17 protein-coding genes and 2 tRNA genes are annotated in these 26,557 nt (G+C 71.3%); 10 read left to right on the plus strand and 9 right to left on the minus strand.

Features of this window, described 5'->3' with window-relative positions:
* Nucleotides 1–30: 30 nt before the first annotated feature.
* Nucleotides 31–8,556: a type I polyketide synthase gene (locus H4696_RS46635; protein WP_086857985.1), complete on the plus strand. Its 8,526-nt coding sequence runs from the start codon at nt 31–33 to the stop codon at nt 8,554–8,556.
* A gap of 100 nt (nt 8,557–8,656) precedes the next feature.
* Nucleotides 8,657–10,219 (plus strand): carbohydrate-binding protein, encoded by a 1,563-nt coding sequence (locus H4696_RS46640; protein ID WP_086857986.1) that lies wholly within the window; start codon nt 8,657–8,659, stop codon nt 10,217–10,219.
* A 27-nt stretch (nt 10,220–10,246) separates the two neighbouring features.
* Here the strand turns inward: H4696_RS46640 and H4696_RS46645 are convergent, their stop codons facing one another.
* The gene (locus tag H4696_RS46645; RefSeq protein ID WP_086857987.1) at nt 10,247–10,612 is read right to left on the minus strand and encodes a winged helix-turn-helix transcriptional regulator; all 366 of its coding nucleotides are present in this window, start codon (nt 10,610–10,612) and stop codon (nt 10,247–10,249) included.
* 67 nt (nt 10,613–10,679) lie between these two features.
* Here H4696_RS46645 and H4696_RS46650 point away from each other — a divergent pair, with 67 nt between their 5' ends.
* On the plus strand, nt 10,680–11,459 hold the full coding sequence (locus tag H4696_RS46650; RefSeq protein WP_086857988.1) for an NAD(P)H-binding protein: 780 nt from the start codon (nt 10,680–10,682) through the stop codon (nt 11,457–11,459).
* Nucleotides 11,456–12,235, plus strand: coding sequence for a haloalkane dehalogenase (locus H4696_RS46655; RefSeq protein ID WP_086857989.1), 780 nt, complete (start codon nt 11,456–11,458; stop codon nt 12,233–12,235). Before H4696_RS46650 ends, H4696_RS46655 begins: the two co-directional genes overlap by 4 nt.
* Nucleotides 12,236–12,305: 70 nt before the next feature.
* On the opposite strand, the gene H4696_RS46660 is transcribed toward H4696_RS46655, so the two are convergent.
* The 5 genes from H4696_RS46660 to H4696_RS46680 all read right to left on the minus strand — a co-directional run bounded on the left by H4696_RS46660 (nt 12,306) and on the right by H4696_RS46680 (nt 17,376).
* Nucleotides 12,306–13,490 carry a hypothetical protein gene (locus H4696_RS46660; RefSeq protein ID WP_086857990.1) on the minus strand — a complete coding sequence of 395 codons (1,185 nt, stop codon included), beginning with the start codon at nt 13,488–13,490 and terminating at the stop codon, nt 12,306–12,308.
* 23 nt (nt 13,491–13,513) lie between these two features.
* Nucleotides 13,514–14,809 carry a hypothetical protein gene (locus tag H4696_RS46665; protein ID WP_225956006.1) on the minus strand — a complete coding sequence of 432 codons (1,296 nt, stop codon included), beginning with the start codon at nt 14,807–14,809 and terminating at the stop codon, nt 13,514–13,516.
* Nucleotides 14,806–15,261 carry a hypothetical protein gene (locus tag H4696_RS46670; RefSeq protein ID WP_086857992.1) on the minus strand — a complete coding sequence of 152 codons (456 nt, stop codon included), beginning with the start codon at nt 15,259–15,261 and terminating at the stop codon, nt 14,806–14,808. The genes H4696_RS46665 and H4696_RS46670 overlap by 4 nt, the downstream gene beginning before the upstream one ends.
* Nucleotides 15,258–16,436: a hypothetical protein gene (locus tag H4696_RS46675; protein WP_225956007.1), complete on the minus strand. Its 1,179-nt coding sequence runs from the start codon at nt 16,434–16,436 to the stop codon at nt 15,258–15,260. Before H4696_RS46675 ends, H4696_RS46670 begins: the two co-directional genes overlap by 4 nt.
* 130 nt (nt 16,437–16,566) lie before the next feature.
* Nucleotides 16,567–17,376, minus strand: a complete 810-nt coding sequence (locus H4696_RS46680) for a hypothetical protein (RefSeq protein WP_086857994.1) — start codon at nt 17,374–17,376, stop codon at nt 16,567–16,569.
* Nucleotides 17,377–17,556: 180 nt separating this feature from the next.
* Between H4696_RS46680 and H4696_RS46685 the strand changes: the two genes are divergently transcribed.
* A complete protein-coding gene (locus tag H4696_RS46685; protein ID WP_086857995.1) occupies nt 17,557–17,994 on the plus strand; it encodes a helix-turn-helix transcriptional regulator in 438 nt (145 codons plus the stop codon).
* A 38-nt stretch (nt 17,995–18,032) separates the two neighbouring features.
* On the opposite strand, the gene H4696_RS46690 is transcribed toward H4696_RS46685, so the two are convergent.
* Nucleotides 18,033–18,109, minus strand: a tRNA-Pro gene (locus tag H4696_RS46690).
* A 77-nt stretch (nt 18,110–18,186) separates the two neighbouring features.
* Between H4696_RS46690 and H4696_RS46695 the strand changes: the two genes are divergently transcribed.
* Nucleotides 18,187–18,260 (plus strand) — tRNA-Gly (locus H4696_RS46695).
* On the opposite strand, the gene H4696_RS46700 is transcribed toward H4696_RS46695, so the two are convergent.
* Nucleotides 18,212–22,897, minus strand: a complete 4,686-nt coding sequence (locus H4696_RS46700; protein WP_192783138.1) for a HAMP domain-containing protein — start codon at nt 22,895–22,897, stop codon at nt 18,212–18,214. The genes H4696_RS46695 and H4696_RS46700 overlap by 49 nt on opposite strands.
* A gap of 138 nt (nt 22,898–23,035) precedes the next feature.
* Between H4696_RS46700 and H4696_RS46705 the strand changes: the two genes are divergently transcribed.
* From H4696_RS46705 to H4696_RS46715, 3 genes are all read left to right on the plus strand, one after another.
* Nucleotides 23,036–24,589: a SpoIIE family protein phosphatase gene (locus tag H4696_RS46705; protein ID WP_192782918.1), complete on the plus strand. Its 1,554-nt coding sequence runs from the start codon at nt 23,036–23,038 to the stop codon at nt 24,587–24,589.
* A gap of 83 nt (nt 24,590–24,672) precedes the next feature.
* A complete protein-coding gene (locus tag H4696_RS46710) occupies nt 24,673–25,215 on the plus strand; it encodes a type 1 glutamine amidotransferase domain-containing protein (RefSeq protein ID WP_086862271.1) in 543 nt (180 codons plus the stop codon).
* Between the two features lie 88 nt (nt 25,216–25,303).
* Nucleotides 25,304–25,504, plus strand: coding sequence for a hypothetical protein (locus tag H4696_RS46715; protein ID WP_143265205.1), 201 nt, complete (start codon nt 25,304–25,306; stop codon nt 25,502–25,504).
* 56 nt (nt 25,505–25,560) lie between these two features.
* Here H4696_RS46715 and H4696_RS46720 read toward each other — a convergent pair whose 3' ends face one another.
* Nucleotides 25,561–25,971, minus strand: a complete 411-nt coding sequence (locus H4696_RS46720; protein WP_086862270.1) for a hypothetical protein — start codon at nt 25,969–25,971, stop codon at nt 25,561–25,563.
* Between the two features lie 152 nt (nt 25,972–26,123).
* Between H4696_RS46720 and H4696_RS46725 the strand changes: the two genes are divergently transcribed.
* Entirely contained in the window at nt 26,124–26,549 is a 426-nt protein-coding gene (locus tag H4696_RS46725) for a helix-turn-helix domain-containing protein (RefSeq protein ID WP_086862269.1), read from the plus strand.
* Nucleotides 26,550–26,557: the final 8 nt, after the last annotated feature.

The following is a 26,557-nucleotide window of genomic DNA, read 5'->3' on the forward strand; positions in this document are numbered from 1 at the left end:
GGCGCCCGCTACTGCATGGAGTGAACGACGATGGACAACGAGGAAAAGCTCCGCTACTTCCTCAAGCGGGTTACGGCCGATCTTCAGGACACCCGCCGGCGGCTCCAGGAAGCGCAGACACCCGAGCCGATCGCGATCGTCGGCCTCGGCTGCCGGTTCCCCGGCGGCGTCCGGACCCCGGCGCAGCTGTGGGACCTGGTCGACGGCGGGCGGGACGCGATCTCCGGGTTCCCCGAGGACCGTGGCTGGGAGCTGGGTTCGCTGTACGACCCGGACCCCGAGACGCCCGGGACGTCGTACGTGCGCGAGGGCGGTTTCCTCGACGGCGTCGCCGACTTCGACGCGGGCTTCTTCGGCATCTCACCTCGTGAGGCCCTCGCCATGGATCCGCAGCAGCGGCTCCTCCTGGAGACGTCCTGGGAAGCCTTCGAGCACGCGGGCATCCGGCCGCCGTCGCTGAAGGGCAGCCGGACGGGCGTCTTCGTCGGCTCCAACGGCCAGGACTACGGCACTCTCATGCTCAGCGCCGCCGAGGCGCTCGAAGGGCACCTCGCCACGAGCAACGCGGCGAGTGTCCTTTCCGGACGCGTCGCGTACGCGTTCGGGCTGGAGGGACCGACGCTCACCGTCGACACGGCGTGTTCGTCGTCGCTGGTCGCACTGCACCTGGCGGTGCAGGCGCTGCGGCAGGGGGAGTGCGACCTCGCGCTCGCGGGCGGCATCACCGTGTTGCCGACGCCGGGTTCGTTCATCGCGTTCAGCCGGCTGCGCGGCCTGGCCGCCGACGGCCGGTGCAAGGCGTTCGCCGAAGCCGCCGACGGCACGTCGTGGGGCGAGGGCAGCGGGATGGTCGTGGTGGAACGGCTTTCGGACGCTCGCCGGAACGGCCACCCGGTGCTGGCGATCGTCCGCGGTTCGGCGGTCAACTCCGATGGCGCGTCGAACGGCTTGACCGCGCCGAACGGCCCGTCGCAGCAGCGGGTCATCCGGGCCGCACTCGCCGACGCCGGTCTGTCCACTGCGGACGTCGACGTGGTCGAGGCGCACGGCACCGGCACGACTCTCGGTGACCCGATCGAAGCCCAGGCGCTGCTCGCGACCTACGGCCAGGACCGGGAAGCGCCACTGTGGCTCGGTTCGGTGAAGTCCAACATCGGCCACACCCAGGCCGCCGCGGGGGTCGCCGGGGTCATCAAGATGGTCATGGCCCTACGCCACGGCGTTCTGCCGCAGACCTTGCACGTCGACGAGTTGTCGTCCCGAGTGGACTGGTCCGCCGGTGCGGTGGAGGTGCTCACCGAGCGGCGCGAGTGGCCGTCGGAGCGGACGCGCCGGGCCGCGATCTCGGCGTTCGGCATGAGCGGCACCAACGTGCACACGATCCTGGAGGAAGCTCCGGCCGAGGACCTCCCCGTCGCCGGTCCCGACGAGCCCGGGCAGGTCGTGCCCTGGGTGCTGTCGGCCCGGTCGGCCGAGGCACTCCGCGCCCAGGCGGCCGCGCTCGAAGGCGTCGCCGGGTCAGTGGGCGACATCGGGCTTTCGCTGGCCACGACCCGGTCCGCGTTCGACCACCGCGCGGTGGTCGTCGGTGACCGTGACGGCTTGGCCGCCGGGCTCGCGGCGCTGGCCGAAGATCTTCCCGCGCCCGCCGTCGTCAAGGGGACGGCTGCCGCGGGGAAGGTCGCGATGGTGTTCCCCGGCCAGGGTTCCCAGTGGGCCGGGATGGCCGTGGACCTCCTCGCCGAATCGCCGGTCTTCGCCGCCCGCATGAACGAGTGCGCGATGGCGCTCTCCTCCTTTGTGGACTGGCCGCTGACCGACGCCATCCGTGACTCAGCGATGCTGGAACGCGTCGACGTCGTGCAGCCCGCGCTCTTCGCCGTGATGGTGTCGCTGGCGGAACTCTGGCGCTCGTACGGCGTCGAACCGGCCGCGGTCGTCGGGCACTCGCAGGGCGAGATCGCCGCCGCCGTCGTCTCGGGTGCACTGTCCCTTGAGGACGGTGCTCGCGTGGTCGCGTTGCGCAGCCAGGCGATTCTGGAGCTGGCGGGGCAGGGCGGCATGGTCTCGCTCGCCGAACCCGCCGACGCGGTGACGGCCCGGATCACGCCGTGGGGCGAGCGGCTGTCGATCGCCGCGATCAACGGTCCCGCCGCGGTCGTCGTCTCCGGGACACCGGACGCGCTCGACGAACTGATGGCCGCCTGTGCCGCCGACGACGTCCGCGCGAAGCGGATCCCGGTGGACTACGCGTCGCATTCGCCGCAGGTGGAACGGATCCGCGAGCGGCTCCTCGAAGTTCTGGCCCCGGTCCGGCCGGCGAAAGCCACGACCGGCTTCTTCTCGACGGTCACCGGTGACTGGCTCGACGGCACCGAGCTGGACGCCGAGTACTGGTACACCAACCTCCGTCGTCCGGTCCGGCTCGACACCGCCGTGACGGCGCTGACCGGCCAGGGCTTCCGGGCGTTCGTCGAGGCCTCGCCGCACCCCGTGCTGACCATGGCGATCGGGGACGCCGCGTTCGGGACCCTGCGCCGCGGGGAAGGTGGCCTCGCCCGGTTCCACACCTCGCTGGCCGAAGCCTGGGTGCACGGCGTCGACGTCCGCTGGGACGACGCCTTCCCCGGCGCGCGGCGCACCGAACTGCCGACGTACGCGTTCCAGCACGAGCGGTACTGGCCGCGGCTGGTCGCGGTCGGTGATGCCGGTGGCCTCGGGCTCACATCGGCGGAGCACCCGCTGCTCGGCGCCGTGGTCGGGCTCGCGGACTCCGGCGGCGCGGTGCTCACCGGAAAGCTTTCCCTGCACAGTCTCCCGTGGCTGGCCGACCACCGCGTCGGCGGCGAGGTCCTGTTGCCGGGCACGGCGTTCGTCGAACTCGCGATCCGCGCCGGTGACCAGGTCGGCCGCCGCACCCTCGACGAACTCACGCTCGAGACGCCGCTGGTGCTGCCGTCCACGGGCGGGGTGCACCTCCAGGTTTCGGTGCGCGAGGACGGCGAACTCGCCATCTTCTCCCGCCCGGACGAGTTCACCCCGTGGACCCGTCACGCGACCGGCCTCCTGACCGAGGCGTCACTTTCACGTGAAAGTGACGCATCGGAGTGGCCGCCGGCGGGGGCCGAGCGGGCCGAAATCGAAGGCTTCTACCCGGCTATGGCGGCTACCGGTGTCGACTACGGTCCGGCGTTCCGTGGGCTGCGCGCGGTTTGGACGCGGGGGAGCGAGGTCTTCGCCGAGGTCAAGCTGCCCGAGGCATTGCGCGGCGACGCGGCCCGGTTCGGCCTGCACCCGGCACTGCTCGACGCGGCTTTGCACGCGGCCGGGTTCGGGGCACTGTCCGCGGGCGGGGACGGTCCGAAGCTGCCGTTCGCGTGGAGCGGCGTCTCGCTGACCGCGTCCGGTGCGACCGTGCTGCGCGTGACGTTGACGCCGGGGTCCGGCGACGCCGTCTCGCTGACGCTGGCCGACGAGACCGGTGCCCCGGTCGGCGAGGTCCGGTCGCTGACGCTGCGGACACCCGCCAAGGCCGAGTCCACTTCGGACGCGCTCTTCGAAGTCACCTGGCCCGAGCTGACCGGCGCCGAGCTGACCAGCGAGTTCACCGTGTTCCGCGTTCCGGACGGGACAGTGCGGGAGACGACCACGGCGGTCCTCGCGCGACTGCAGGAATCGCTTGCCGACGAGGGACTCCTGGTCGTCGTGACCTCGGGCGCGGTCTCGGTCGGCGGCGAAGACGTCCCGAACCTCGCCGCCGCAGCCGTCACCGGCTTGGTGCGCTCGGCCCAGGCCGAGAATCCCGGCCGGTTCGTGCTGCTCGACGCCGACCAGGTCCCGGCGGAACTGCCGGCGGGGGAACCCCAACTGGCTCTGCGCGGCGGCAAGTGGCACGTCCCGCGGCTGGCGCGAGCATCCACTTCGGACATCGCGCCCGCGTGGGGCGACGACGCGGTGCTGATCACCGGCGCGTCCGGCCTGCTCGGCGGTTTGGTCGCCCGGCATCTCGTCACTCGGCACGGCGTCCGGCGGCTGCTCCTGCTGTCCCGCCGCGGCCCCTTACCGGAACTCGTCGCCGAACTCTCGGAACTGGGCGCCACCGCGACCGCGATCGCTTGCGACGTCGCCGATCGCGCGCAGCTGGCGGCGGTCCTGGCTGAACACTCCGTTTCGGCGGTCGTGCACGCGGCCGGTGTCCTCGACGACGGCGTCGTCGAATCCCTCACCCCGGAGCGCCTGGACGCGGTACTGCGGCCCAAGGCCGACGCGGCGCTCAACCTGCACGAACTCACTTCGGGACTGTCCGCCTTCGTCCTGTTCTCGTCCTTCGCCGCCACCATGGGCGGTGCGGGTCAGGCCAACTACGCCGCCGCGAACGCCTACCTCGACGCGCTCGCCCAGCACCGCCGCGCCCATGGCCTGCCCGCGGTGGCCCTGGCCTGGGGACTCTGGGCCGAAGCCAGCTCGATGACCGGCCACCTCGCCGAGGGCGATCTGCACCGTATGGCGGGCGCGGGCATGACGCCGTTGACCAGCGAGCTTGGGCTCGCGCTGTTCGACCGGGCGGTCGCCGCTGACCAGGCCGTGCTCGCACCGGTCAAGCTGGAACTCGCCGCTTTGCGCCGTCAGCCGGTGACACCGGCGCTCCTCCACGGCTTGCTGCCGCCCGCCCGCCGCCAGGCTGCGGCGGCGGTCGCGAAGTCGTCGTTCGCCGACCGGTTGGCCGGGCTCAGTGCGGACGACCGGACCCGCCAGGTCCTCGAACTCGTCCGCGGCCTGGTCGCGGGCGTGCTCGGGTACGGCTCGGCCGCCGCGGTCGAGCCGGCTCGTGCCTTCAAGGAACTCGGCTTCGACTCCTTGACCGCGCTGGAACTGCGCAACCGGCTCGCCGCCGAGACCGGCTTGCGGCTGCCGGCGACGCTCGTCTTCGACCACCCGAACCCGCAGGCGCTCACCCAATACGTCGTCGAACGGGTTTCCGGGGAGTCGTCGCAGGTGGCGGTGCGGACGCGCCGGGTGGACGGCGACCCGATCGTCGTGGTCGGCATCGGCTGCCGCTACCCGGGCGGCGTCCGCGGCCCCGAAGACCTGTGGGACCTGGTCGCCGCGGGGCGCGACGCCGTCGCGGGCCTGCCGGACGACCGCGGCTGGGACCTCGACGCGCTGTACGACCCCGACCCCGACCACCCCGGCACCAGCTACGCCAAGGAAGGCGCGTTCCTCTACGACGCCGCCGACTTCGACGCGGGCTTCTTCGGCATCTCGCCCCGCGAGGCGCTGGCGATGGACCCGCAGCAGCGGCTGCTGCTCGAGACGTCGTGGGAGGCGCTGGAACGCGCGGGCATCGACCCGGAGTCGTTGCGCGGCAGCCGGACCGGCGTGTTCACCGGCGTGATGTATTCGGACTACGCGTCCCGGCCGCTCGCCGTGCCCGAGGGCGTCGACGGCTTCCTCGGCACCGGCAGCTCGGCGAGCGTGGTGTCCGGCCGCATCGCGTACGCGTTCGGGCTGGAAGGCCCGGCGCTCACCGTGGACACGGCGTGTTCGTCGTCGCTGGTGGCACTGCACCTGGCGTGCCAGTCGCTGCGGCAGGGGGAGTGCGACCTCGCGCTGGCCGGCGGCGTCACCGTGCTTTCGACGCCGGGGGTGTTCATCGACTTCAGCCGTCAGCGCGGGCTCGCCGCCGACGGCCGCTGCAAGTCCTTCGCCGACGCCGCCGACGGCACCGGCTGGGGCGAAGGCGCGGGAATCCTCGCTGTCGAAAGGCTTTCCGACGCCCGGCGGCTCGGCCACCCGGTGCTCGCGGTGGTCCGCGGCACGGCGGTGAACTCCGACGGCGCGTCGAACGGCCTGACCGCCCCCAACGGCCCGTCACAGCAACGGGTCATCCGCGCCGCACTGGCCGGCGCCGGGCTGCAGCCGTCCGAAGTGGACGTCGTGGAAGGCCACGGCACCGGCACGACGCTCGGCGACCCGATCGAGGCCCAGGCCATCCTGGCGACCTACGGCCAGGACCGTTCGACGCCGCTCTGGCTCGGTTCGCTGAAGTCCAACATCGGCCACACGCAAGCCGCGGCCGGCGTCGGCGGCGTGATCAAGATGATCATGGCGATGCGGCACGGCGTCCTGCCGCCAACGCTGCACGTGGACACCCCGTCGTCCCATGTGGACTGGACGGCCGGATCGGTCGAGCTGCTGACGGAGGCGCGCGAATGGGTGTCCGATCGGCCGCGGCGGGCCGGGGTGTCGTCGTTCGGCGTCAGCGGGACCAATGCGCACGCGATCCTCGAACAAGCTCCGGTCTCGCAGCCGGTTGCTGTGGAACGTGGTGAAGCCGGCTTACTGCCGTGGGTGTTGTCCGGGCGCACGGAGGCGGCGCTTCGGGCGCAGGCCGCTCAGTTGCTGGGGGTCACCGAGCATCCGGCTGACGTCGGGCTGTCTCTGGCTTCCTCACGGAGCCGGTTCGCGCACCGGGCCGTGGTCCATGGCGCCACTGTCGAGGAGCTTTCGGCGGGGCTGACGGCACTGGCCGACGGCCGGTCCGCACCGAACGTCGTCACCGGCCGCGAGCGGCCTGGTCGCCTGGCGGTGCTGTTCACCGGCCAGGGCGCGCAGCGGGTAGGAATGGGGCAGGACCTCTACGCCCGCTTCCCCGTCTACGCCGCAGCGTTCGACGAGGTCCTCGCCCACTTCACCCCTTCGCTCCGCAACGCCTTCACCGACCCCGAGCTGCTAGACCGCACCGAGTTCACCCAACCGGCACTCTTCGCTGTCGAAGTCGCCCTCTACCGCCTGGTCGAATCGTTTGGCATCCGCCCGGACTTCGTGGCCGGGCACTCCATCGGCGAAATCACGGCCGCCCACGTAGCCGGAGTCCTCTCGCTCGAGGACGCCTGCCGCCTGGTCGCCGCTCGCGCCTCCCTGATGCAGGCTCTCCCGCCCGGCGGCGCGATGGTCTCGATCGCCGCCCCGGAGTCGGCCATCACCCTGACCGAGGGTGTGTCGATCGCCGCGGTGAACGGCCCCGAGTCAGTCGTCATATCCGGCGACGAAGCCGCGGTCCTGGCCATCGCGGCGCAGTTCCCCAAGACCAAGCGCCTGACGGTGAGCCACGCGTTCCACTCGCCGCTGATGGATCCCATGCTCGACGAGTTCCGTGCGGTCGCTGAGTCCCTGGAGCACCGCCCCGCGACGATTCCGGTGATCTCGAATGTGAGCGGCGCTCTCGCGGAGCCGTTCACTGTGGACTACTGGGTGCGGCACGTGCGTGAGACGGTCCGCTTCGCCGACGGCGTGTCGACGCTCAAGGCCGCCGGTGTCGACGTGTTCTTGGAGCTGGGGCCGGACGGTGTGCTGAGCGCGATGATCGACGGAACCGCGATCAGTGCTCTGCGACGAGATCGCTCTGAAGAGAGAGCACTGCTCACCGCGTTGAGCACTGTTCATGCCTCTGGTGCTGACGTGGACTGGGCGCCGTTCTTCCCCGGTGCCGTCCGCGTCGACCTGCCCACCTACGCGTTCCAGCGCAGCCGGTACTGGCTCGACATGGTGCTGCCGGAGAGCGTGGTGCCCGAAGCGGGCGAGCTGCCGGTGACCGAGTCGATCACTGAGCCGATCACCGAGCCGATCGCCGGGCGCCTGGCGGACCTCCCGGCCGCCGACCGGCACGGGTGGCTGCTCGGCTGGGTGCGGGCGGAGGTCGCGGCGACGCTCGGGCACCCGTCCGTCGACGCGGTCGAGCCGGAATCCGCGTTCGCCGACCTGGGGTTCACCTCCCTCGGCGTCGTCGAGCTGCGCAACCGGATCAGCGCGGCGACCGGGCTCGAGCTGCCCGCCGCGCTCGTCTGGGACTACCCGACCGTCGCCGAGCTGACCGAGCACCTCCTGGCCAACATCTCCCTGTCCGCGCCGGACGCGGGCGGCTCGCTGGGCGCCCTGTTCCGGACCGCCCGGGAAACCGGCCGCACGGCGGAGTTCCGGACGTTCCTCGCCGCGGCATCGCAGTTCCTGCCGCCGGCCCCGTGGGCCCCGCGGCCGCGGCGCGTGGCGACGGGCGCGTCCCGGCCGCTGCTCTTCGCGTTCGGCACGCTCACCGGCTCGACGCAGTGGTGCGAAGAGATCACCGCGCGGTTCGACGGCGTCCGCGAGGCGTGGCTGCTGCCCGCGCCCGGCTTCGACGGCGAGACCTCCGCACCGGCCGACCTGGACACGCTGGTCGCGACGGCGGCCGAGGCGATCCGCGAGCAGGCGGCCGGCGAGCCGTTCGTCGTGCTCGGGTCCGGTTCGGGGGCCTTGCTCGCGGCCGCCGTCGCTGACGCGGCCGGGGCGACCGGCGTCGTGCTCGCCGATCCGGCGGAGGTCGAGTTCGACGAGCTGTCGGAGACCGTCACGGACGCCGAACTCACGACCGTCGGTGCCTACTTGCGGTTGTTCGGCGCGGCGATCGCCGCGCCGCGGGTGCCGGTCCTGACCCTGAAGACGGGGGAGGACGTGGCCGACGCGGCCCGGCAGCTGCACGCCTGGCTGGTGGAGGAACTGCCCTCGCCGTGTCGGTGACCGGGATAATATCTGATGTTTCATGCAGCACGTCTTGACGAGCTGATTGGAAGGATCCTTAACTAACCGGAGGTCGCCCTACTCACCTCCGGGAGCACGCATGTCTTCACTCCGGCGCATCGCGAGCGCGGCCGCCGCGCTCGCGATCGCGGCAAGCGGTCTCGTCCTGGGTTCGCCTCCGGCGTCGGCCCTCGAAAACGGGCTGCTCCGGACGCCGCCGATGGGCTTCAACAACTGGAACTCGACGCAGTGCCGAGCCGAGTTCAACGAAGCCATGATCAAGGGCATCGCGGACATCTTCGTCAGCAAGGGCCTCAAGGACGCCGGCTACACCTACGTCAACATCGACGACTGCTGGGCGCTGCCCTCGCGCAACTCCGCGGGCGACCTCGTGCCGGATCCCGCGCGGTTTCCCGGCGGCATCAAGGCGCTCGCCGACTACGTGCACGCCAAGGGCCTGAAGTTCGGCATCTACACCAGTGCCGGGACGAAGACGTGCAACACCGCCGGTTTCCCCGGCGCGCTGGGCCACGAGCAGCAGGACGCGAACCTCTTCGCGTCCTGGGGTGTCGACTACCTGAAGTACGACAACTGCAACAACCAGGGCGTCGACGCGCAGCAGCGGTACAAGGCGATGCGGGACGCGCTCGCGAAGTCGGGCCGTCCCATCGCCTATTCGATCTGCGAGTGGGGCCAGAGCAAGCCGTGGACGTGGGCGGCACCCGTCGGGAACCTGTGGCGCACCACCGGCGACATCTCCGACAAGTGGTCGAGCATGATCGGCAAGGCCCAGACCAATCGCGGGCTCGCGCAGTACGCCGGCCCCGGGCACTGGAACGACCCGGACATGCTGGAGGTCGGCAACGGCGGCATGACCGCGGCGGAGTACCGCACGCACTTCAGCCTGTGGGCGATGATGGCGGCGCCGCTGCTCATCGGCAGCGATCTGCGGAAGGTGTCCGACGACAGCTTCGCGATCCTCAAGAACACCGACGTGATCGCGCTCGACCAGGACCCGCTGGGCAAGCAGGCGACGGTGCTGAGCGCGAACGGCGGACTCGTCGTCTACAGCAAGGTGCTCGCCAACGGCGACCGTGCGGTGGCGCTGTCCAACGAAACGGCCGCGACGGCCACGATCAGCACGACCGCGGCCGCGACCGGTATCGGCAGCGCGTCTTCCTATTCGCTTAAAGACCTGTGGAGCAAGGCCGTCCGGAGTACCACGGGCACGATCAGCGCGTCGGTGCCCTCGCACGCGACGGTGCTGTACCGCTTGTCTTCCCGGGGCTCTCGCTACGAAGCCGAGTCCGCGACCCTCTCCGCGGGCGGCACGGTGGACGCGAACCACGCGGGCTTCTCGGGGACCGGCTTCGCGAACGGCGCCAACGCCGTCGGCAGCTACGTCGAATGGCAGGTCACCGGTCCGGCGTCGGCGCTCACGTTCGGTTACGCGAACGGCACGACGGCGGCGCGCCCGGTCGACATCACGGTCGACGGCACGGTGGTGGCCACGGACGTCCCGTTCCCGCCGACCGGCGCCTGGACGACGTGGAGCACCGTCACCCGGCCGGTGTCGCTGACGTCGGGCGCGCACACCGTGCAGCTCACCGCGACGACCGCGGACGGCCCGGCGAACCTGGACTACCTGGACCTTTCGCGATAGCCGTTCCCTGTGCCTAGTGGCCGCGGCCTACCTCGCCGAGCTTCGGGCGTCGTAGGCCGCGCGGGCCTTTTCCACTTCGTCGAGGTTGGCCGACCACTCGCTGAGGCTCGCGAACAGCGGGCCCAGGCTGCGCCCCAGCTCGCTGATCTCGTATTCCACGCGCGGCGGCACCTCGGCGTGGTAGGTGCGCACGACCAGGCCGTCGCGCTCCAGCTGGCGCAGCCGCTGGGTGAGCACCTTCGGCGTGATGGTGGCGATGCGGCGTTCGAGTTCGACGAACCGCTGGCGCCCGTATTCGTTGAGCGCCCACAGGATCGGCGTGGTCCAGCGACTGAAGACGATGTCCACGACCGGCGCGATCGGGCAGGCCAGCTCGGGTGTGGTCCTGGTCACTTTTCGGGCCTCCAGTCATTACTTTCCTCTAGGTACCTACTATACGTCGGAATGTAGCGTCGTCCGCATGATCGTTGTTACCGGAGCTACGGGCAATGTCGGACGACCGTTGGTGGAGGCGCTGACGGCGGCGGGTGAAGAGGTGCGGGCGGTGTCCCGCGGCGGGCCGTATCGAGCCGACTTGTCGGACGCGGCATCGTTGCGGCCGGCTTTCGACGGGGCGTCGGCGGTGTTCCTGCTGCTGCCACCGGGTTTCCGCGGGCCCTTGGAGCCGGTACTGGACCAGGTCGGCGGGGCGCGGGTGGTGTTGCTGTCGTCGCAGGGTGTCGGAACGGGCCGTCATCCTGCGTCCTTCGAAGACGCGGTACGGGCGGCAGGTCCGGAGTGGACGATCCTGCGTCCCGGCGGGTTCGCGTCGAACGCGGTGCAGTGGGCGGAAAGCGTGCGGGCCGCGCGGGAGGTGGTGGCTCCCTTCGGCGACGTCGGCTTGCCGGTGATCGACCCGTCGGACATCGCGGCGGTGGCCGCGGCGACGCTCGTGGACGCCTCGCACGCGGGCCGGACGTACGAGCTGACGGGCCCGGCCCCGATTTCTCCCCGCGAGCAAGCGGCGGCGATCGGCGAGGCGCTGGGGGAGCCGGTGCGGTTCGTCCCGCAGACGCGCGAGGAAGCGTTTTCCTCGTTCGTGGCTTTCATGCCACCCGAGGTGGCGGCGGCGACGCTGGACATCCTGGGTGCGCCGTCTCCGGCGGAGCAGCGGGTGAGCCCGGACGTCTCGCAGGTGCTGGGCCGGCCACCTCGCTCCTTCACGGAGTGGGCCGCCCGCAACGCGGTGGCGTTCAAGTGAGCCAGTTGTCCTATGTAGACGTCGGAGCAGGTGCGCCGGTCGTGTTCCTGCACGGCAACCCGACGTCAGCACACCTGTGGCGCAACGTGGTTCCGGCGGTGCCGGAGCGCAGGCTGGCCCCGGACCTGATCGGCATGGGCGCCTCACCGCGGCCGCCGATCGACTACTCGTTCGCCGACCACGCGCGCTACTTGGCCGAGTGGTTCGACGATCTGTCGTTGGAAGACGTCGTCCTGGTCGGTCACGACTGGGGCGGCGCGCTGGCGGCGGACTGGGCGTCACGGCACCCATCGCGGGTTCGCGGACTGGTCTTCACGGAAGCGGTCTTGAAGCCGATGACGTGGGAGGAGTTCCCGCCGGTGGGAAGGGAGGTGTTCCGCGCGCTGAAGACACCCGGGGCGGGCGAACCGATGATCGAGATGTTCCTGAAGGCGCTCCCACCGGAGTACGAAGCCATGTACCCGACACCGGAGTCCCGGATCCCGTTGCTGCGGTGGGCCCGTTCGATGCCTTTGGGTGGCGAGCCGCCCGAAATGGTGTCCCGCATCGAGGCGTTCGACGACTGGCTGGCGGCTTCCCCGGACGTCCCGAAGCTGCTGATCACGTTCGACCCGGGCCCGGACACGATGCTGACCCCGCCGATGATCGACTGGATGTCGGCGAACTTCGCGGCGATGGAGGTGGCCCACCACCCGGTGGTGGCGGGCCACCACACACCGGAGGACCAGCCGGGCCTGATCGCCGAGACCGTGACCGAGTGGCTGACCCGGTTGTAGCGGACCCCGAGGCCGGGCGCAGCGGGCCGGGGTGTCCCGCCCCGCCGCGGTGGCGGACCGCCAGGCGGGGTCAGTTCCGCCGGGCGAGGGCCACCACCCCCGGCCGGTGGCCGTTGCGGCGCGGTGTCACCGGCCGCCGGGCGGGTCCGGTCGCCGCGACCCCGGCCGGGTGCTGCCGGTCGATCGGCAGCACGCCCGGTGTGCTCGTCCGCTCCGCCAGCCGCAGTGACTGCGCGGACGTGATCCACTCCTCGGCCGGCTCGGCGATCTCCAGCAGCAGTGCCTCGAACTCCGAGCGGGTCGTCTCCAGGATGTGCGGGGCGGCGAGCCAGCGCAGCACCTGCCGCCCGGTGACGGCCATCCGCTGCCTCGGCGAGGAGACGAGCCGTTCGTCGAAGTAGCGGATGAGCACCTCGTCGACGGTGTCCCACGCGTTCGTCGCGCCGAACAGGTCGAGGACGTCTTCCGCGCCCAGGATCCGGAACGCCTCGGTCAACAGCTGCATCACCTCGACGCGCAGCACGTTCAGGTGGCCGTACGAGGTGAACTTCAGGTTGTTCCGCAGGTCCAGCCCGCTGCGCCGCACGACGGCGACACTGCCGAAGCTCGGGTCGTAGGCCCGTTCCCGGAGGACGTCGGAGATCCGCTTGTCCCGCCAGAACAGCGCGACCTGGTTGCCGAACTGCGTGAACAGCTGGTGGAAGTCGGTGTTCGGCCGCGCGTTCGCCGAGCCCGGTCCCCGGCCGTAGCCGAGCACCCGCCGGTACGCGCTGACCCGGTCCCGCTTGGTGTAGCGCAGCACGTCGCGCCGGTCGAACCGGTAGAGCCCGAACGCGCCCGGTCCGTCCGAGAGCCGGATCGCGCCACGCTGGAACAGCTCCTGCAGCTTCTGCACGACGCGGAACACCCCGATCCGCTCGTGCTGGTAGAGGTAGTACAGGTCGCCGACGGCGATGACGCGCTCCGACGCGACGGTTTCATCGTAGGCGTCGACGCCGGGCGGCATGCTGGTCTGCCCGAGGTCGGGTGCGCTCGCGTCGCCGAGCCCGACCAGCGACGCGATCCCACCGTCGGCCGGGCCGGGCCGGGTGCGCTGCTCGGTCTCGACCGCGGTGAGCATGTCGTCGAGCTGCTTGAGCACGGCGTCGCCGAGCTTCGGGTCGCTGCCCAGCTCGTTCGCCAGCTTGCCGGCCACCTGACCGCGCAGCGCCGCGACGCGGTCGAACAGTTCCCGGTATTCCTTTTCGGTTCCCATGGTGTCCCTCCCCTGCGGTTCGGTTACTGGCCGGGCGGCTTGCGCGGCTGCTGGGCCTTCGACGTTTCCGCCTCGGGCGGTTCAGCCTGCTCGGCGCCGTTCCGCTCGCGCGATCCGGTGGTGGGCGACGGCCCCGGGGTCCCGATCGGCGTGGCGATCCGCACGATCTCCTGCAGGTGGTCGTCGAGCTCGTCGATGGCGCGTTGTACCCGGGGGCTGAAGAAGCCGGGCGGCAGCGTGGCGCGGAAATTGCCGGGCACGTCGCGGTTGTCGCCGTTCGGGCACGACCGCGGCAGTTTCGCGACGAGCCGCTGCAGCTGGGTCGCGACCTGCAGGAACGCCGACCCGACGCCCTCCTTGCCCGCCGACTCGATGAGCTGGCTGCCCTCGACGGCGGCGAAGTCGTGGACCCAGCGCAGCAGGCCGCCCAGCGACATCGTGCCGCCGTCGGTGTCGGGGATCCGCAGCACCTCGAGGTCCTCTTGCTGTATGAACACCGACTGCAGCATCGCGACGACTTCGTCGACCTGCGCCGCCGTGGCCGCCAGCAGCTGGGACAGCGCGACCACGGCCGGGCCGAAGTACGGCTGCCCGGTCGCGGGCTGAGAGAACGGGTCGATCCGGCTGCGGGAGTCCAGCCAGCCGCGGTGCAGCGACACCACCCAGTCCACCAGCGTGATGAAGGAGGTCTGGATGCGCTCCTCTTCGATCGTGTTGACCTCGCGCGAAGTCAGGCCGAACTCGTCGCGCAGCCGGCCGATGTGGCCGCCCACGGTGTCCGCTTCCGTGCCGTCCGGTGCGCTCGACGCCCCGGTCTGCCCGAGCAGCAGCGCGAAGAGCTGGTCGACGCGGGGCACGCGGATGAGCGGGCTCTCCAGCTCCTGGCGGATCTGCTCGAGGTCGTGCCGGACGAGGGCCCGCAGACCTTCGGCGTTGTCGGGATCCGCGTTCGTCCGCAGTGGACGGAGGGCGTCGAGCAACGCGAGCGCGTCTTTCGCCGCGCTGCGGGCGCGGGCCGCCAGGGACGCCTGACCGCCGGTGACCGCGCCCAGGTCGGCCTGGATCGCGTACCCGCGCGGGGTCCACTTCGCCTCGGTGCGCCCCCCGACCTCGGACAGCCCGAAGCTGCCGGTCAGCGCGGCGACGAAGCCCTTCGTGTCGCCATCGCGCCACTTCCAGCCGAGGACGTCGCTGATCGCTTGCTCGGCCAGCTTGCCCGCCGGGGGCGACGAGGGATACGGCCGGACCGACGACGGGTACGCCGTGTCGACCTCCTGCGCGTGCGGCAGCTGAGCGCCGCGGTCTTGTTCGGTGTTCATCGGTCTGCCCCACATCCGTCGAGTACGGCCAGTTCCACTGCTTCTCGCCAGCACCGCAGCATCGCGTCTTCCGCGTCCCGCAACGCGTCGACGCAACGGTCGGCGCCACGCCTGACGCCCTTCACCCACCCGCGCCATTCGGTCTCCCGCTCCCGGGCTCCGCGCAGCAACGCGGTCACCGTGGCGGGGGAGCGGTACTCGTCGTCGATCCGGCGGCGGATCCACAACAGCGCGGTGGCCGTGGTGTACAGGCCGTCGGCGGTGGCGGGTGTGCGCGCCGCCGCGAGGAGTTCGGCGGTGCCCTCGGTGGCGATGTCGCCGAGGTGGTCGGCCACGGCGAGCCCGTCACCCGGCGGGCGGTCCTCGCACACCGCCAGTTCGAGACCGTGCCAGGCGTCGGCGAGCAGGGCGACTTTGGCCCGCAGGTCGGCGACTTCGGCGCGGAACGTCATCGTGACTTCCTCCCGAGCTCCTCCATGAAGAACCCGACCAGCCGCCGGGGTGGCGCCATCCGCCGGTCGAGCGCGAACCGGACCGCGCCGATGAGGAAGCGTTCCGGCACCACACCGGGCGAGACGCCGTCGGCGAGGCGTTCGGCGGCTTCTTCGATCATCGCCTGCTCCTTGGGCTCGAACCGCAGTACCGCGGCCAGTGGCCGGTGCCCGAGCGACGGGTACGACGTGAAGCACATCGCGTCCACCACCGCCGGGATCGCCGTGGCGGCCGTGGCCTGCAGCGCGTCCGGAGCTCCGAACAGCTTGGCGCTCGGGTATAGCCGTCGCCACAGCTCGGCGTAGGAGTCCGCGTGCCGGCGGAAACCCATGCGCCGCAACAGCTCGATCGAGAGCTTCGCCCGCAGGTACGGCACCGGGTGTACGGCGCGGGGCGAGAAGCCCAGGGTTTCCAGGCCGGTTCGGCCGATGACGTCGATGAGCGAGCCGACCACCGCCGGGCCACCCAGCGACACCGCGGCCAAGTCCGCGAACGTCTCACGGTTCCAGCGGACCCAAACCGCCACCACCTCGGGCGGCACGCCCGCTTCGGTGAGCCGGGTCGCCACCCGCAGGGGGATCGCCCGGGCCAGCCCGAGGTCGTTCTGCAGGTTGTGGCTGACCTCGTGCAGCACGGCGCCGAGCGTCCAAGGGTTCACCAGCCGGTGGTACGGCAGCTGGATCAGCGGAAACGGGTTCAGCCGGTTTCCCAGCCGTCGCAACGGAATCCCGCGCCGTGACGTCGCCGGGCCGCCGCCGTGACGCAGGTAGCAGAACGGCGGCGGCGTCGGGATCGGCCGCCAGCGCCCGAGACCGAGGTAGGCGTACTGGTAGCAGTCCAGCGCGATCCGGTCGCAGGCGACCAGCCACGGCGCGAACGCGGTCTGCCGCTGGTTGAACAGGTCGAGGTAGAAGTTCCAGATCTGCTCGGTCGCGCGCACCCAGTGGTGCGCCCGCGACTTGGCGCGCAGCAGCTCCGCCGGGTCCACCGGCTCGACGGCGGCCCGGTCGACCGCGCGCACCGAAGCGCGCAGCGGCCCGCGCAACGTCGTCATCATCCGGTTGACCGCGACCAGGTGCGCCCGGCTCGGCCCGGTCGCCGGGTCGCCGAACTCCTCCCACCGGAAGGGCCGCAACGCATCGGTGTGTCGGCGTGCGTTGGTGACCTGGGTCCGCGCCCACCCCGCCAGGCTTTCCCCGGCCGTCGGCCGTGCTCGCCGGAACCCGGTGGGCACGGCCGCGGCGCCGGTTCGGACGGGGCGTGGCTCAACGGCGGCGGGCACGGCCGCACGCCTTGCGCCGTCCCGCGCCGGAGCGCGTCTGGGCCCGCCGGGCGGTGTGCTGCCGGCGCCGCGGCTGCTGCGGGCGCTGCCGGTGGCTGTGGCTGTGACCGCCGCCGCCGCCGCGGCCGTGGCTGTGGCCGCGGTGCGGTCCGCTCGCGGCATCCACGGCGTGACCGACCAGCCGTCGGCTGACGTAGCGTGCGTTGATGGGGCGGCCGTCGGCGTAGCGGCGGCCGACGTCGCGCGCGGTCTGGCCGAGGATTCGCGGCACGTGGCGGACGGCGTGCCGCGTGGCCGGGTTGCGCCACAGCTTCTTGCCGAGGTTGACCGCGCCGCGGATGAGCTGCGGGCCGTGCTTGATGATCTTCGGCAGAGCCCACTTCGCCGCCTGGAACGCGAGCGGCGCGAGTGCGGCGAGAAACGCTTCGGCCTCCTGCTCGCTCTCCGCGTTTTCGGCCTGGAAAGCCAGCTGCGCCAGCATTTCCGCATCGGAGTAGACGCGCCGGGCGGGATTGCTGAAGCCCTCGTCCTCGAGCTCGAACTCCATCTCCAGCTCGCGGACGACCGCTTCGAACTCGGCTTCCGCTTCGTACTCGTCTTCGTACTCGTCTTCGTCCTCGTACTCGAGCTCGTCCTCCAGCTCCCCGGCCAGCTCGCCGTATTCGCCTTCGTCTTCGAACTCGCTCTCCAACTCGCCGAGGCCGGCCTCCAGCTCGTCTTCGAGCTCCGCCTCCACCTCCCGGATCAGTTCGTCTTCCAGCTCGCCATCCACGGCCGGGTAACGACGGCTCATTGCGTTCCCCTCTCGTCGAGCACCCAGTGCACGCTGTCCGGGCCGGGACGAGTAGTCGCACGTCCGTGGCGGGCCCGAATCGGCTAGTCGGTCGTTGTCACACGAATCGACGATGCGCGGCAGCCGGTTTCCGGGTTTGCTTGGAGCGGAGGAGTGGTCGGGGAACCGGGGGGAACGTCGATGACGACGAGTTTGTCGGCCGTGGCAGCCGTGCACACGCCGGTGCGGCGCCGCGAAGCCAGGAGTCCGGCGGTGAGCGACGACGAGACCGTCCGAGGCCTGGCGAGAGCGTTGGTCAGGCGGGCCGCCGAGCTGGCGGACCCGGACTCGGCCGGGCGGCGGCCGCTGCTGGACGTGACGGAGATGGGTGTCCGTTGCCTGCTCGTGCCGGTGGTGCCGGCGGCGCACGACCTGCTGAGCCCCCGGGAGCACGAGGTCGCCCGGATGGTGGCGCAGGGCTGCACGAACCGCGCGATCGCCCGGGTGCTCGACATCAGCCTGTACACGGTTTCGGCCCACATGCGGCGGATCTTCACGAAACTCGGAGTGGGCACCCGCGCGGCGATGGTGGCGGCCCTGTCGGGCCAGGACGCACCCGGCGGCTTCGACGCGGTGTGACTACACCGCCGCTGCTCGCGAAGCGAAGCCTCGAACCATGGTCGGGATGACAGGATTTGAACCTGCGACCCTCCGCTCCCAAAGCGGATGCGCTACCAAGCTGCGCCACATCCCGGCACCCCGAGGGGGGTGTGTGATCAGCCTAGCGTGTCACGCTAAGCTGGCCACGCACCCGGGTACCTCCGGGGGCACGCGGGTGTAGCTCAATGGTAGAGCCCTAGTCTTCCAAACTAGCTACGCGGGTTCGATTCCCGTCACCCGCTCCACCGCTGTAAGAGGCGGCGTCGCGAGCCGAAGCGGCGTCCGCCTCCAGCGAAGCCGCGATCACATCCAGGAGCTTGTCCGTGTCGACCGGCTTCGTGATGTAGTCGTCCGCCCCGCTGGCCAGCGTGCGGGCCCGGTCCTCCGCTGTCGCCTTCGCCGTCACCGCGATCACCGGCAGGTCGGCGTTCGCCGCCTCCGCGCGGATCGCCGCGATCGTCGCGTTGCCGTCGAGTTCCGGCATCATCACGTCCATCAGCACCAGGGCCGTGTCCTCGTTGCGCTCGAGGGCGCGGATGCCGTCCACGCCCGTCTCGGCGTAGATGACCTCCAGGCCCGCCTGCTCCAGGACCGCGGCCAGGGCGAACACGTTCCGCAGGTCGTCGTCGACGATCAGGACCTTCTCGCCGTGGAACCTCTTGGGGGTGACGTCCGGGGCCGCCACCAGGACCGTGCTCGGGACCGGGGGGAGCTTCGGTGACGGCGGCGCCGTCACGGCCGGGTCGACCAGGTTGGCCGCCGCCACCGGGAGGTACAGGGTGAACGTCGAGCCGACGCCCGGTTCGCTCACCACGCGCAGCTCGCCGCCCAGGAGCTCGGTCAGCTGCTGGCTGATGTTCAGGCCCAGGCCTGTGCCGCCGTACTTGCGGCTCGTCGTGCCGTCCGCCTGGCGGAACGCCTCGAAGATGACCGCCAGTTTCTCCTCCGGGATCCCGATCCCGGTGTCCTCGACCGCGAACGCGATGATGCCCGGTGCGTTCCGCAGCGCCTCCTGCTCCACCTCCGCCGGGTCGGCCGTGCGGATGTGCAGCCGGACGCCGCCCTCGTCGGTGAACTTCGCCGCGTTCGAGAGCAGGTTCCGGAGGATCTGCTGGAGGCGGTGCTCGTCCGTGTGGACGCTGCCCGGCACCGGCGGGTCGATGTGGACCGCGAACTCCAGGCCCTTGTCCGCGGTCAGCGGACGGCACAGGGACTCGACGTAGTCCACCAGCTCCGGCAGCGTGATGTCGGACATCTGCATGTCCAGCCGGCCCGCCTCGACCTTCGCCAGGTCCAGTATGTCGTTGATCAGCTGCTGCAGGTCGGACCCGGCCGCGTAGATCGTCTTCGCGAACTGGATCTGCTTCTCGGTCAGGTTCCCTTCCGGGTTCTCCGACAGCAGCTTGGCCAGGATCAACGCGCTGTTCAGCGGCGTGCGCAGCTCGTGCGACATGTTCGCCATGAACTCGGTCTTGTACTGCGACGCCACCGTCAGCTGCCCGGCGCGCTCCTCCAGCTCCTGGCGCGCCTGCTCGATCTCGCTGTTCTTGACTTCGATGTCGCGGTTCTGCTGGGCCAGCAGCGCCGCCTTCTCGGCCAGCTCCGTGTTCGACCGCCGCAGCTCGCCCTGCTGGGCCTGCAGCTGCTCCGACCGCGCCCGCAGCTCCTGCGCCAGCCGCTGCGACTCCGTGAGCAGCGCTTCCGTGCGCGAGTTCGACAGGATCGTGTTCACGTTGACGCCGATGGTGTGCCGCAGCTGCTCCAGCAGGTCCTGGTGGACCGTGCTGAACTCGTTGACCGAGGCCAGTTCCAGCACGCCGAGCACCTCGCCCTGGAACAGCACCGGCAGCACGATCAGGTTCACCGGCGCCGCCGAGCCGAGGCCGGAAGAGATCAGCGCGTACTCCGGCGGTGCGTTGTGGACCAGGATCGTGCGCTGGTCGACCGCGGCCTGGCCGATCAGCGACTCGCCCATCCCGAACCGCAGGCCGGCGCGGGACTGCGCGAGCCCGTAGGCCGCGATGCACTCCAGCACCGTGCCGTCGCGGTCGTCGTCGCGGGCCAGGAAGAACGCGCCCTGCTGGGCCCGGACCAGCGGGGCCAGCTCGGACAGGATCAGCGCCGCGACCGACGCCAGGTCGCGGTGCCCCTGCATCCGCCCCGACAGCTGCGCGAGGTTCGTCTTCAGCCAGTCCTGCTCGCGGTTGGTCCTCGTCGTCTCCTTGAGGTTCGCGATCATCTGGTTGATGTTGTCCTTGAGGTCCGCGACCTCGCCGGACGCGTCGACCGTGATGTGCCGGGTCAGGTCGCCGGCGGTCACCGCGGTCGCCACCTGCGCGATCGCGCGGACCTGCGTGGTCAGGTTCCCGGCCAGCTGGTTCACGCTCTCGGTGAGCCGCTGCCAGGTGCCCGACACGCCGTCGACCTCGGCCTGGCCGCCCAGCTTGCCCTCGGTGCCGACCTCGCGCGCCACGCGCGTGACCTCCGAGGCGAACGCCGAGAGCTGGTCGACCATCGTGTTCATCGTGGTCTTCAGCTCGAGGATCTCGCCGCGCGCGTCGACGTCGATCTTCTTCGTCAGGTCGCCCTTCGCGACCGCGGTGGTCACCTGCGAGATGTTGCGCACCTGGCTGGTCAGGTTGTGCGCCATGAAGTTGACGTTCTCGGTCAGGTCCTTCCAGGTCCCGGCCACGCCGGGCACCCGAGCCTGGCCGCCGAGGATGCCTTCGGTGCCGACCTCGCGGGACACGCGGGTGACCTCGTCGGCGAACGCGCGCAGCGTCTCGACCATCCCGTTCAGCGTCTCGGCCAGCGCCGCGACCTCGCCCTGGGCGACGATCGAGATCTTCTTCGACAGGTCGCCGTTGGCCACGCCGGTCGCGACCGTGGCGATGCTGCGCACCTGGTCGGTCAGGTTGGTGGCCATGACGTTGACGTTGTCGGTGAGGTCCTTCCACGTCCCGGCGACCCCGCGCACGGTGGCCTGGCCGCCGAGGATGCCTTCGGTGCCGACCTCTCGCGCCACCCGGGTGACCTCGTCCGCGAACGCCGAGAGCTGGTCGACCATGGTGTTGAGCGTGGTCTTCAGTTCGAGGATCTCGCCGCGGGCGTCGACGGTGATCTTCTGCGTCAGGTCGCCCTTCGCGACCGCGGACGTCACCGTGGCGATGTTCCGGACCTGGTCGGTCAGGTTGTTCGCCATGAAGTTGACGTTGTCGGTGAGGTCCTTCCACGTCCCCGCGACCCCGGGCACGGCGGCCTGGCCGCCGAGCTTGCCTTCGGTGCCGACCTCGCGGGCGACGCGGGTGACTTCGTCGGCGAAGGCCGAGAGCTGGTCGACCATGGTGTTGAGCGTGGTCTTGAGCTCGAGGATCTCGCCCCGGGCGTCGACCGCGATCTTCTGCGTCAGGTCGCCGCGCGCCACGGCCGTGGCGACCTGGGCGATGTTGCGGACCTGGGTGGTCAGGTTGTTCGCCATGAAGTTCACCGAGCCGGTGAGGTCGCGCCAGGTGCCGGCGACCCCCGGGACCTGCGCCTGCCCGCCCAGCTGGCCCTCGGTACCCACCTCGCGGGCGACGCGGGTGACTTCGTCGGCGAAGGCGGACAGCTGGTCCACCATCGTGTTCATGGTCGTCTTGAGCTCGAGGATCTCGCCGCGGGCGTCGACGGTGATCTTCTGGGTCAGGTCGCCCTTCGCCACGGCCGTGGTCACGTGCGAGATGTTGCGGACCTGGTCGGTGAGGTTGTCGGCCATCTGGTTGACCGAGTCGGTGAGGCTGCGCCACGTCCCGGCCGCGCCCGCCACCTCGGCCTGGCCGCCCAGCTTGCCCTCGGAGCCGACCTCGCGCGCCACGCGGGTGACTTCGCCCGCGAACGCCGAGAGCTGGTCGACCATCGTGTTCAGCGTGTTCTTCAGCTGCAGGATCTCGCCGCGGGCGTCGACGTCGATCTTCTTGGTCAGGTCGCCGTTGGCCACCGCGGTCGCCACCTGCGAGATCCCGCGGACCTGGTCGGTCAGGTTGTCGGCCATCAGGTTGACCGAGTCGGTGAGGTCACGCCACGTCCCGGCGACGCCCGGCACCTGGGCCTGGCCGCCGAGTTTGCCGTCGGAGCCGACCTCGCGGGAGACGCGGGTGACCTCGTCGGCGAACGCGGAGAGCTGGTCGACCATGGTGTTGATGGTGTTCTTGAGCTCGAGGATCTCGCCGCGGGCGTCGACGTTGATCTTCTGGGTCAGGTCGCCGCGCGCGACGGCGGTGGTGACCTGGGCGATGTTGCGGACCTGCTCGGTGAGGTTGTCGGCCATGAAGTTGACCGAGTCGGTCAGGTCGCGCCAGGTGCCGGACACGCCCGGGACCACCGCCTGGCCGCCGAGACGTCCCTCACCCGCGATCTCGCGGGAGAGCCTCGTCACTTCGGCGGCGAAACGGGACAGCTGCGCGATGAGGCCGTTGACCGTCTTGGCCAGCGTGGCGTACGCGCCCTGCAGCGGGCGGCCGTCCAGCGTGAGGGACATCGGCTGGGACAGGTCACCGTCGGCGACGCCGCCGAGCACGCGCTCGAGCTCGATCGCCGGCCGGGTGAGGTCCTCGACCAGGCCGTTGACGGCGTCGACGGCGGTGCTCCAGCCGCCGGGGCCGACCTGGCCCTCCAGGCGTTCGAGCAGCCGGCCTTCCTGGCCGACGGCCGTGCGCACCCGCAGCAGCTCGCTGACCAGCCGCTGGTTGCGCTCGGCGATGTCGTTGAACGCCACCGCGAGCTGCGCCGAGATGCCGTCGCCGTGCGGGACGAGCCGCCGGCGGAAGTTGCCGTCCCCGAGATCCCGGACCGCCACGAGCAGCCGTTCCAGCGCGGCCGCTTCGCTCTGGGATTCCGTTGTCATGTGTGCCGACCCTCTCCACCACGCATGCGCCAGCCATGGTCGTCGACCCAGCGTGCCATGATTCGCCCTACACTTCGAGCCAGTCCGCCCACCACGCGGTAGCCGTGCGACAGCAGTCCGGAGGCAGGAGGTCCGTGCATGGTGTCACGTCCGGCCCCGGCGTCGGCGGCCCTGCCGCCGATGACCGGTGAGGACGGGCCGCCGGGCTTCGACGCCTTCGGGCGGGCCGTCCTCGAAGACGTGCGCGACGCGGTGTTCCTCCAGGACGCCGAGGGGGCGCTGCGCTGGGCGAACCCGGCGGCGCGCACGCTGACCGGCGGCGCCGAGCCGCGGTTGCACCCGGTAGCGGAGACCTCGGGCCACGTCGATGTCGCGGGCCATCGCCGTCCTGCTCGCATCCGCGCGTTGCCCGGCGGCTGGCACGCTTGGACCGTCCCCGCGGAGGAGGTCCCGCAGCGGCACGTCGGCGACTTCCTGGCCGAAGCCGGGCCCCGGCTGGCCGGCGCGCGCGGGCGGCACGGGACCGCGCGGGTGATCGCCGAGCTGGCCGCGTCCGCACTGGCCGAGACCGTCTTCGTGCTGCTCCCGACCACCCGTGGCCGGTGGGAGTGGTGGAGCTGCGAGCGTCCGGCGGCGCAGGGACACGGCCGGATCCGGCGGGTCCCGGCCCAGGTCGCGCCGGTGCTGGCGGCGACCTTCGGCGCCACCGGCCGTCCCCAGATCGCGCCCGTGCCCGCGCCGGAGGTGGCGACGCTCCCGTCGGTCGTCGCCGACCGGTTCGCCGGCCACGCCGACGTCTCGGTCGTCTCGCTCGGGCCGAACGCGGGCGCCGGCGTCACCGGTGCCCTGCTGCTCGGCCGGCGCGCGGACCCCGAGTTCGGCGCCGAGCAGACGCGCGCGGTCGCCGAATTCGCCAAGGCGGCCGGGACGGCGCTGGCCAACGCCCAGCGCTACGCCCGCCAGGAAGAGGCCACCCGCGGCCTCGAGACGACCCTGCGCCCGATCGACCCGCCCGAGCTCGAGGGCACCCGGTTCGAGACCTGGTACGAGCCGGCCGGCGGGGTGCTGGCGGTCGGCGGCGACTTCTACGACGTCCTCCCGCACGAGGACGGCAGCGCGTTCCTGGTGCTCGGCGACGTCTGCGGCAAGGGCCCGGAGGCCGCGGCGCTGACCGGCCGCGTCCGGCACGCGCTGACCGCGCTGGCGATGGTCGAGCGCGACGGCCGCACCCTGCTGCGGCTGCTCAACGAGCTGCTCATCGCCGGCGGCAGCAGCCGCTTCGCCACCCTCGTGCTCGGCACGGCCCGGCCGGTGGACGGCGGCGTCGACCTGACGCTGGCTTCCGGCGGGCACCCGGCGCCGCTGATCGTGCGCCGGTCGGGCGTGGTCGAGGAGGTCACCGTCCCCGGCACGCTGGTCGGCATCTCGCCGCAGGCCCGCTTCGCCGAGGCGGGCGTGCGGCTCGAGCGCGGTGACATGTGCCTGCTCTACACCGACGGCATCACCGAGGCCCGCAACCGCCACGACCAGACGGAGCTCTTCGGCGACGACCGCCTGCGCGCGGTGCTCACGGCCGCGGCGGGCGAGCCGGCCCGCGAGGTGGTGCGGCGGCTGCGGCAGGCCGTCCGGGACTGGCTGGGGAGTTCCGCTCACGACGACATCGCCGTGCTCGCGGTGGAGTGTCACGCCTGAGCGTTTGTCCTGTGTGGACCGGGTTTGGGTGCCCGTGGAGGGGGTAATTCCCCGGTGCATTCGATCCCGACGACAGGAGTGCCATGACGAACGCACTGAACGGGCGCCGCGTCGCGATCCTGGCCGCGGACGGCGTGGAACAGGTCGAGCTCGAGAAGCCGCGCCAGGCCGTCCTCGACGAGGGCGCGACGGTCGAGCTGGTGTCCCTCGACACCGGCGAGATCCAGGCGATGAACGGCGACATCGACAAGGGCGACCGCTTCCCGGTCGACCGCAAGGTGGCCGACGTGGAGGTCGGCGACTTCGACGCGCTGCTGCTGCCGGGCGGCACGATGAACCCGGACAACCTCCGCACGGACCCGGACGCGGTCCGCTTCGTGGGCGAATTCGTCCGCGCGGGCAAGCCGGTCGGGGTGATCTGCCACGGTCCGTGGACGCTCGTCGAAGCGGATGTCGTACGCGGCCGCACGCTGACGTCGTTCCCCAGTATTCGCACTGACCTGCGTAACGCCGGCGCCACCGTGGTCGACCAAGAAGTAGTGGTCGACAACGGCCTGGTTTCCAGCCGGAACCCGGACGACCTGCCGGCGTTCTGCCGTGAGGTCGTGCGCTCGTTCGCGGGCTGAGTCCTTTGTAGACATTCACCCGGACGGGTGCCTTAAGTCCCGCTTAAATTTGTTGGCATTCGGCACCCCGGCGGAGGACGCTGAGGGTGTGACGAGGATCGCCCGGCGAGAGGAGGTGGACGCGATGACGGTGCAGGCAAGACGCTACGGCCGCTGGTGCCGTGAGCACTTCGACGCGATCGCCTCCGAGGGCGTTCCGGTGCCCCGCGGCGCCGAACCGCCGGACCAGGCCCGGCCGGAGCACGAACCGGAGCCGGCTCAGCCGGTGGCGGAACAGCCGCAGAGCTGACGAACGTGAAGAAGGCCTCCCCGACTTGGCCGGGGAGGCCTTCTTCGTGGTCTTGGTCAGCGGTAGCTGCGGCGGTACCAGACCCGCCGCGGGCCCGGCACCCCGATGCGCGTGATCACGTCGGTCAGGATCGCGCCGATGACCAGCCAGATCACCGCCGCGAGGCCGTCGTTGAGGAAGGTCGCCAGCTTGTCCGAATCCGGCGTGAACAGGTTGCGCAAGCCCAGTGACACACCGGACGACCATTCGCTGATCAGGTGCGCGAAGCCGTTCGCCGAGTTCGCCTCGCCGATGACCAGGACGATGTGCACGGCCAGGACCAGCGCGAACACCGCGCACACGAGGTGGATCAAGGCGTTGACCGTGCGGACGGCCCGGATGCGCGGATGCGTCCGCTCCACGACTTCTTCCGTCGTGGCCGGTTCGTAGCGCGGTTCGTACGGCTCCGGGGGCGGGGGATACGGCATCGTCGCCGTCCTTTCGACTGTCCGATGTGGACGTATCTGGGCGTACGGTGGCTCCGGGGAAATACCCGTCACCCGGGTGAGCGAACCGCGCGTTCCTCAAACTTCCCAAAACGGTGCGATGATGGGGTAGTTTGGGGAACTCAAGGAGGCTCATGGCGCAGGACGTCTTCTCCGTCGAACAGGTCGCCGCGAGGCTCGGCCTGCACGTCCGGACGGTCCGGAACTACGTGCGGGACGGGCGGCTGAAGGCGGTCCGGATCGGCAAGCAGTACCGGATCACCGCCGAGGACCTCGAGGCGTTCACCGGGCTGCCGGTCGCCGGGCAGGCCGCGGCGGCGACGGCCGAGCTGTCGGGCGTCGTCGAGATCGGCGGTCTCGACCGGGCCGGGGCCGACCGGATTGCGTCGATGGTCGTGGCCTCGGTCAATGGTCCGCGGGGTGGGGGTGAGCGGCCGGTGCGCGCGGAGACCATCTACGACGCCGACCGCGCCACGATGAAGATCATCGTGCTCGGCGACCTCGCCGCGGGCGCTGACTTGCTGCGGTGGGTGGCTTCGGTCGCCGAGAACCTGACGTGATCGCCCGG

Source organism: Amycolatopsis lexingtonensis, from assembly GCF_014873755.1.
GTDB classification, from domain to species: Bacteria; Actinomycetota; Actinomycetes; order Mycobacteriales; family Pseudonocardiaceae; genus Amycolatopsis; species Amycolatopsis lexingtonensis.

Bases quoted from the DNA above. Each gene is read 5' to 3' on its own strand.
- H4696_RS46635 (WP_086857985.1), top strand. From the start codon at position 31: ATGGACAACGAGGAAAAGCTCCGCTACTTCCTCAAGCGGGTTACGGCC.
- H4696_RS46680 (WP_086857994.1), bottom strand. From the start codon at position 17,376: ATGAGCCGTCGTTACCCGGCCGTGGATGGCGAGCTGGAAGACGAACTG.
- H4696_RS46725 (WP_086862269.1), top strand. From the start codon at position 26,124: ATGGCGCAGGACGTCTTCTCCGTCGAACAGGTCGCCGCGAGGCTCGGC.
- H4696_RS46710 (WP_086862271.1), top strand. From the start codon at position 24,673: ATGACGAACGCACTGAACGGGCGCCGCGTCGCGATCCTGGCCGCGGAC.
- H4696_RS46720 (WP_086862270.1), bottom strand. From the start codon at position 25,971: ATGCCGTATCCCCCGCCCCCGGAGCCGTACGAACCGCGCTACGAACCG.
- H4696_RS46700 (WP_192783138.1), bottom strand. From the start codon at position 22,897: ATGACAACGGAATCCCAGAGCGAAGCGGCCGCGCTGGAACGGCTGCTC.
- H4696_RS46705 (WP_192782918.1), top strand. From the start codon at position 23,036: ATGGTGTCACGTCCGGCCCCGGCGTCGGCGGCCCTGCCGCCGATGACC.
- H4696_RS46685 (WP_086857995.1), top strand. From the start codon at position 17,557: ATGACGACGAGTTTGTCGGCCGTGGCAGCCGTGCACACGCCGGTGCGG.
- H4696_RS46640 (WP_086857986.1), top strand. From the start codon at position 8,657: ATGTCTTCACTCCGGCGCATCGCGAGCGCGGCCGCCGCGCTCGCGATC.
- H4696_RS46665 (WP_225956006.1), bottom strand. From the start codon at position 14,809: ATGAACACCGAACAAGACCGCGGCGCTCAGCTGCCGCACGCGCAGGAG.
- H4696_RS46670 (WP_086857992.1), bottom strand. From the start codon at position 15,261: ATGACGTTCCGCGCCGAAGTCGCCGACCTGCGGGCCAAAGTCGCCCTG.
- H4696_RS46650 (WP_086857988.1), top strand. From the start codon at position 10,680: ATGATCGTTGTTACCGGAGCTACGGGCAATGTCGGACGACCGTTGGTG.
- H4696_RS46660 (WP_086857990.1), bottom strand. From the start codon at position 13,490: ATGGGAACCGAAAAGGAATACCGGGAACTGTTCGACCGCGTCGCGGCG.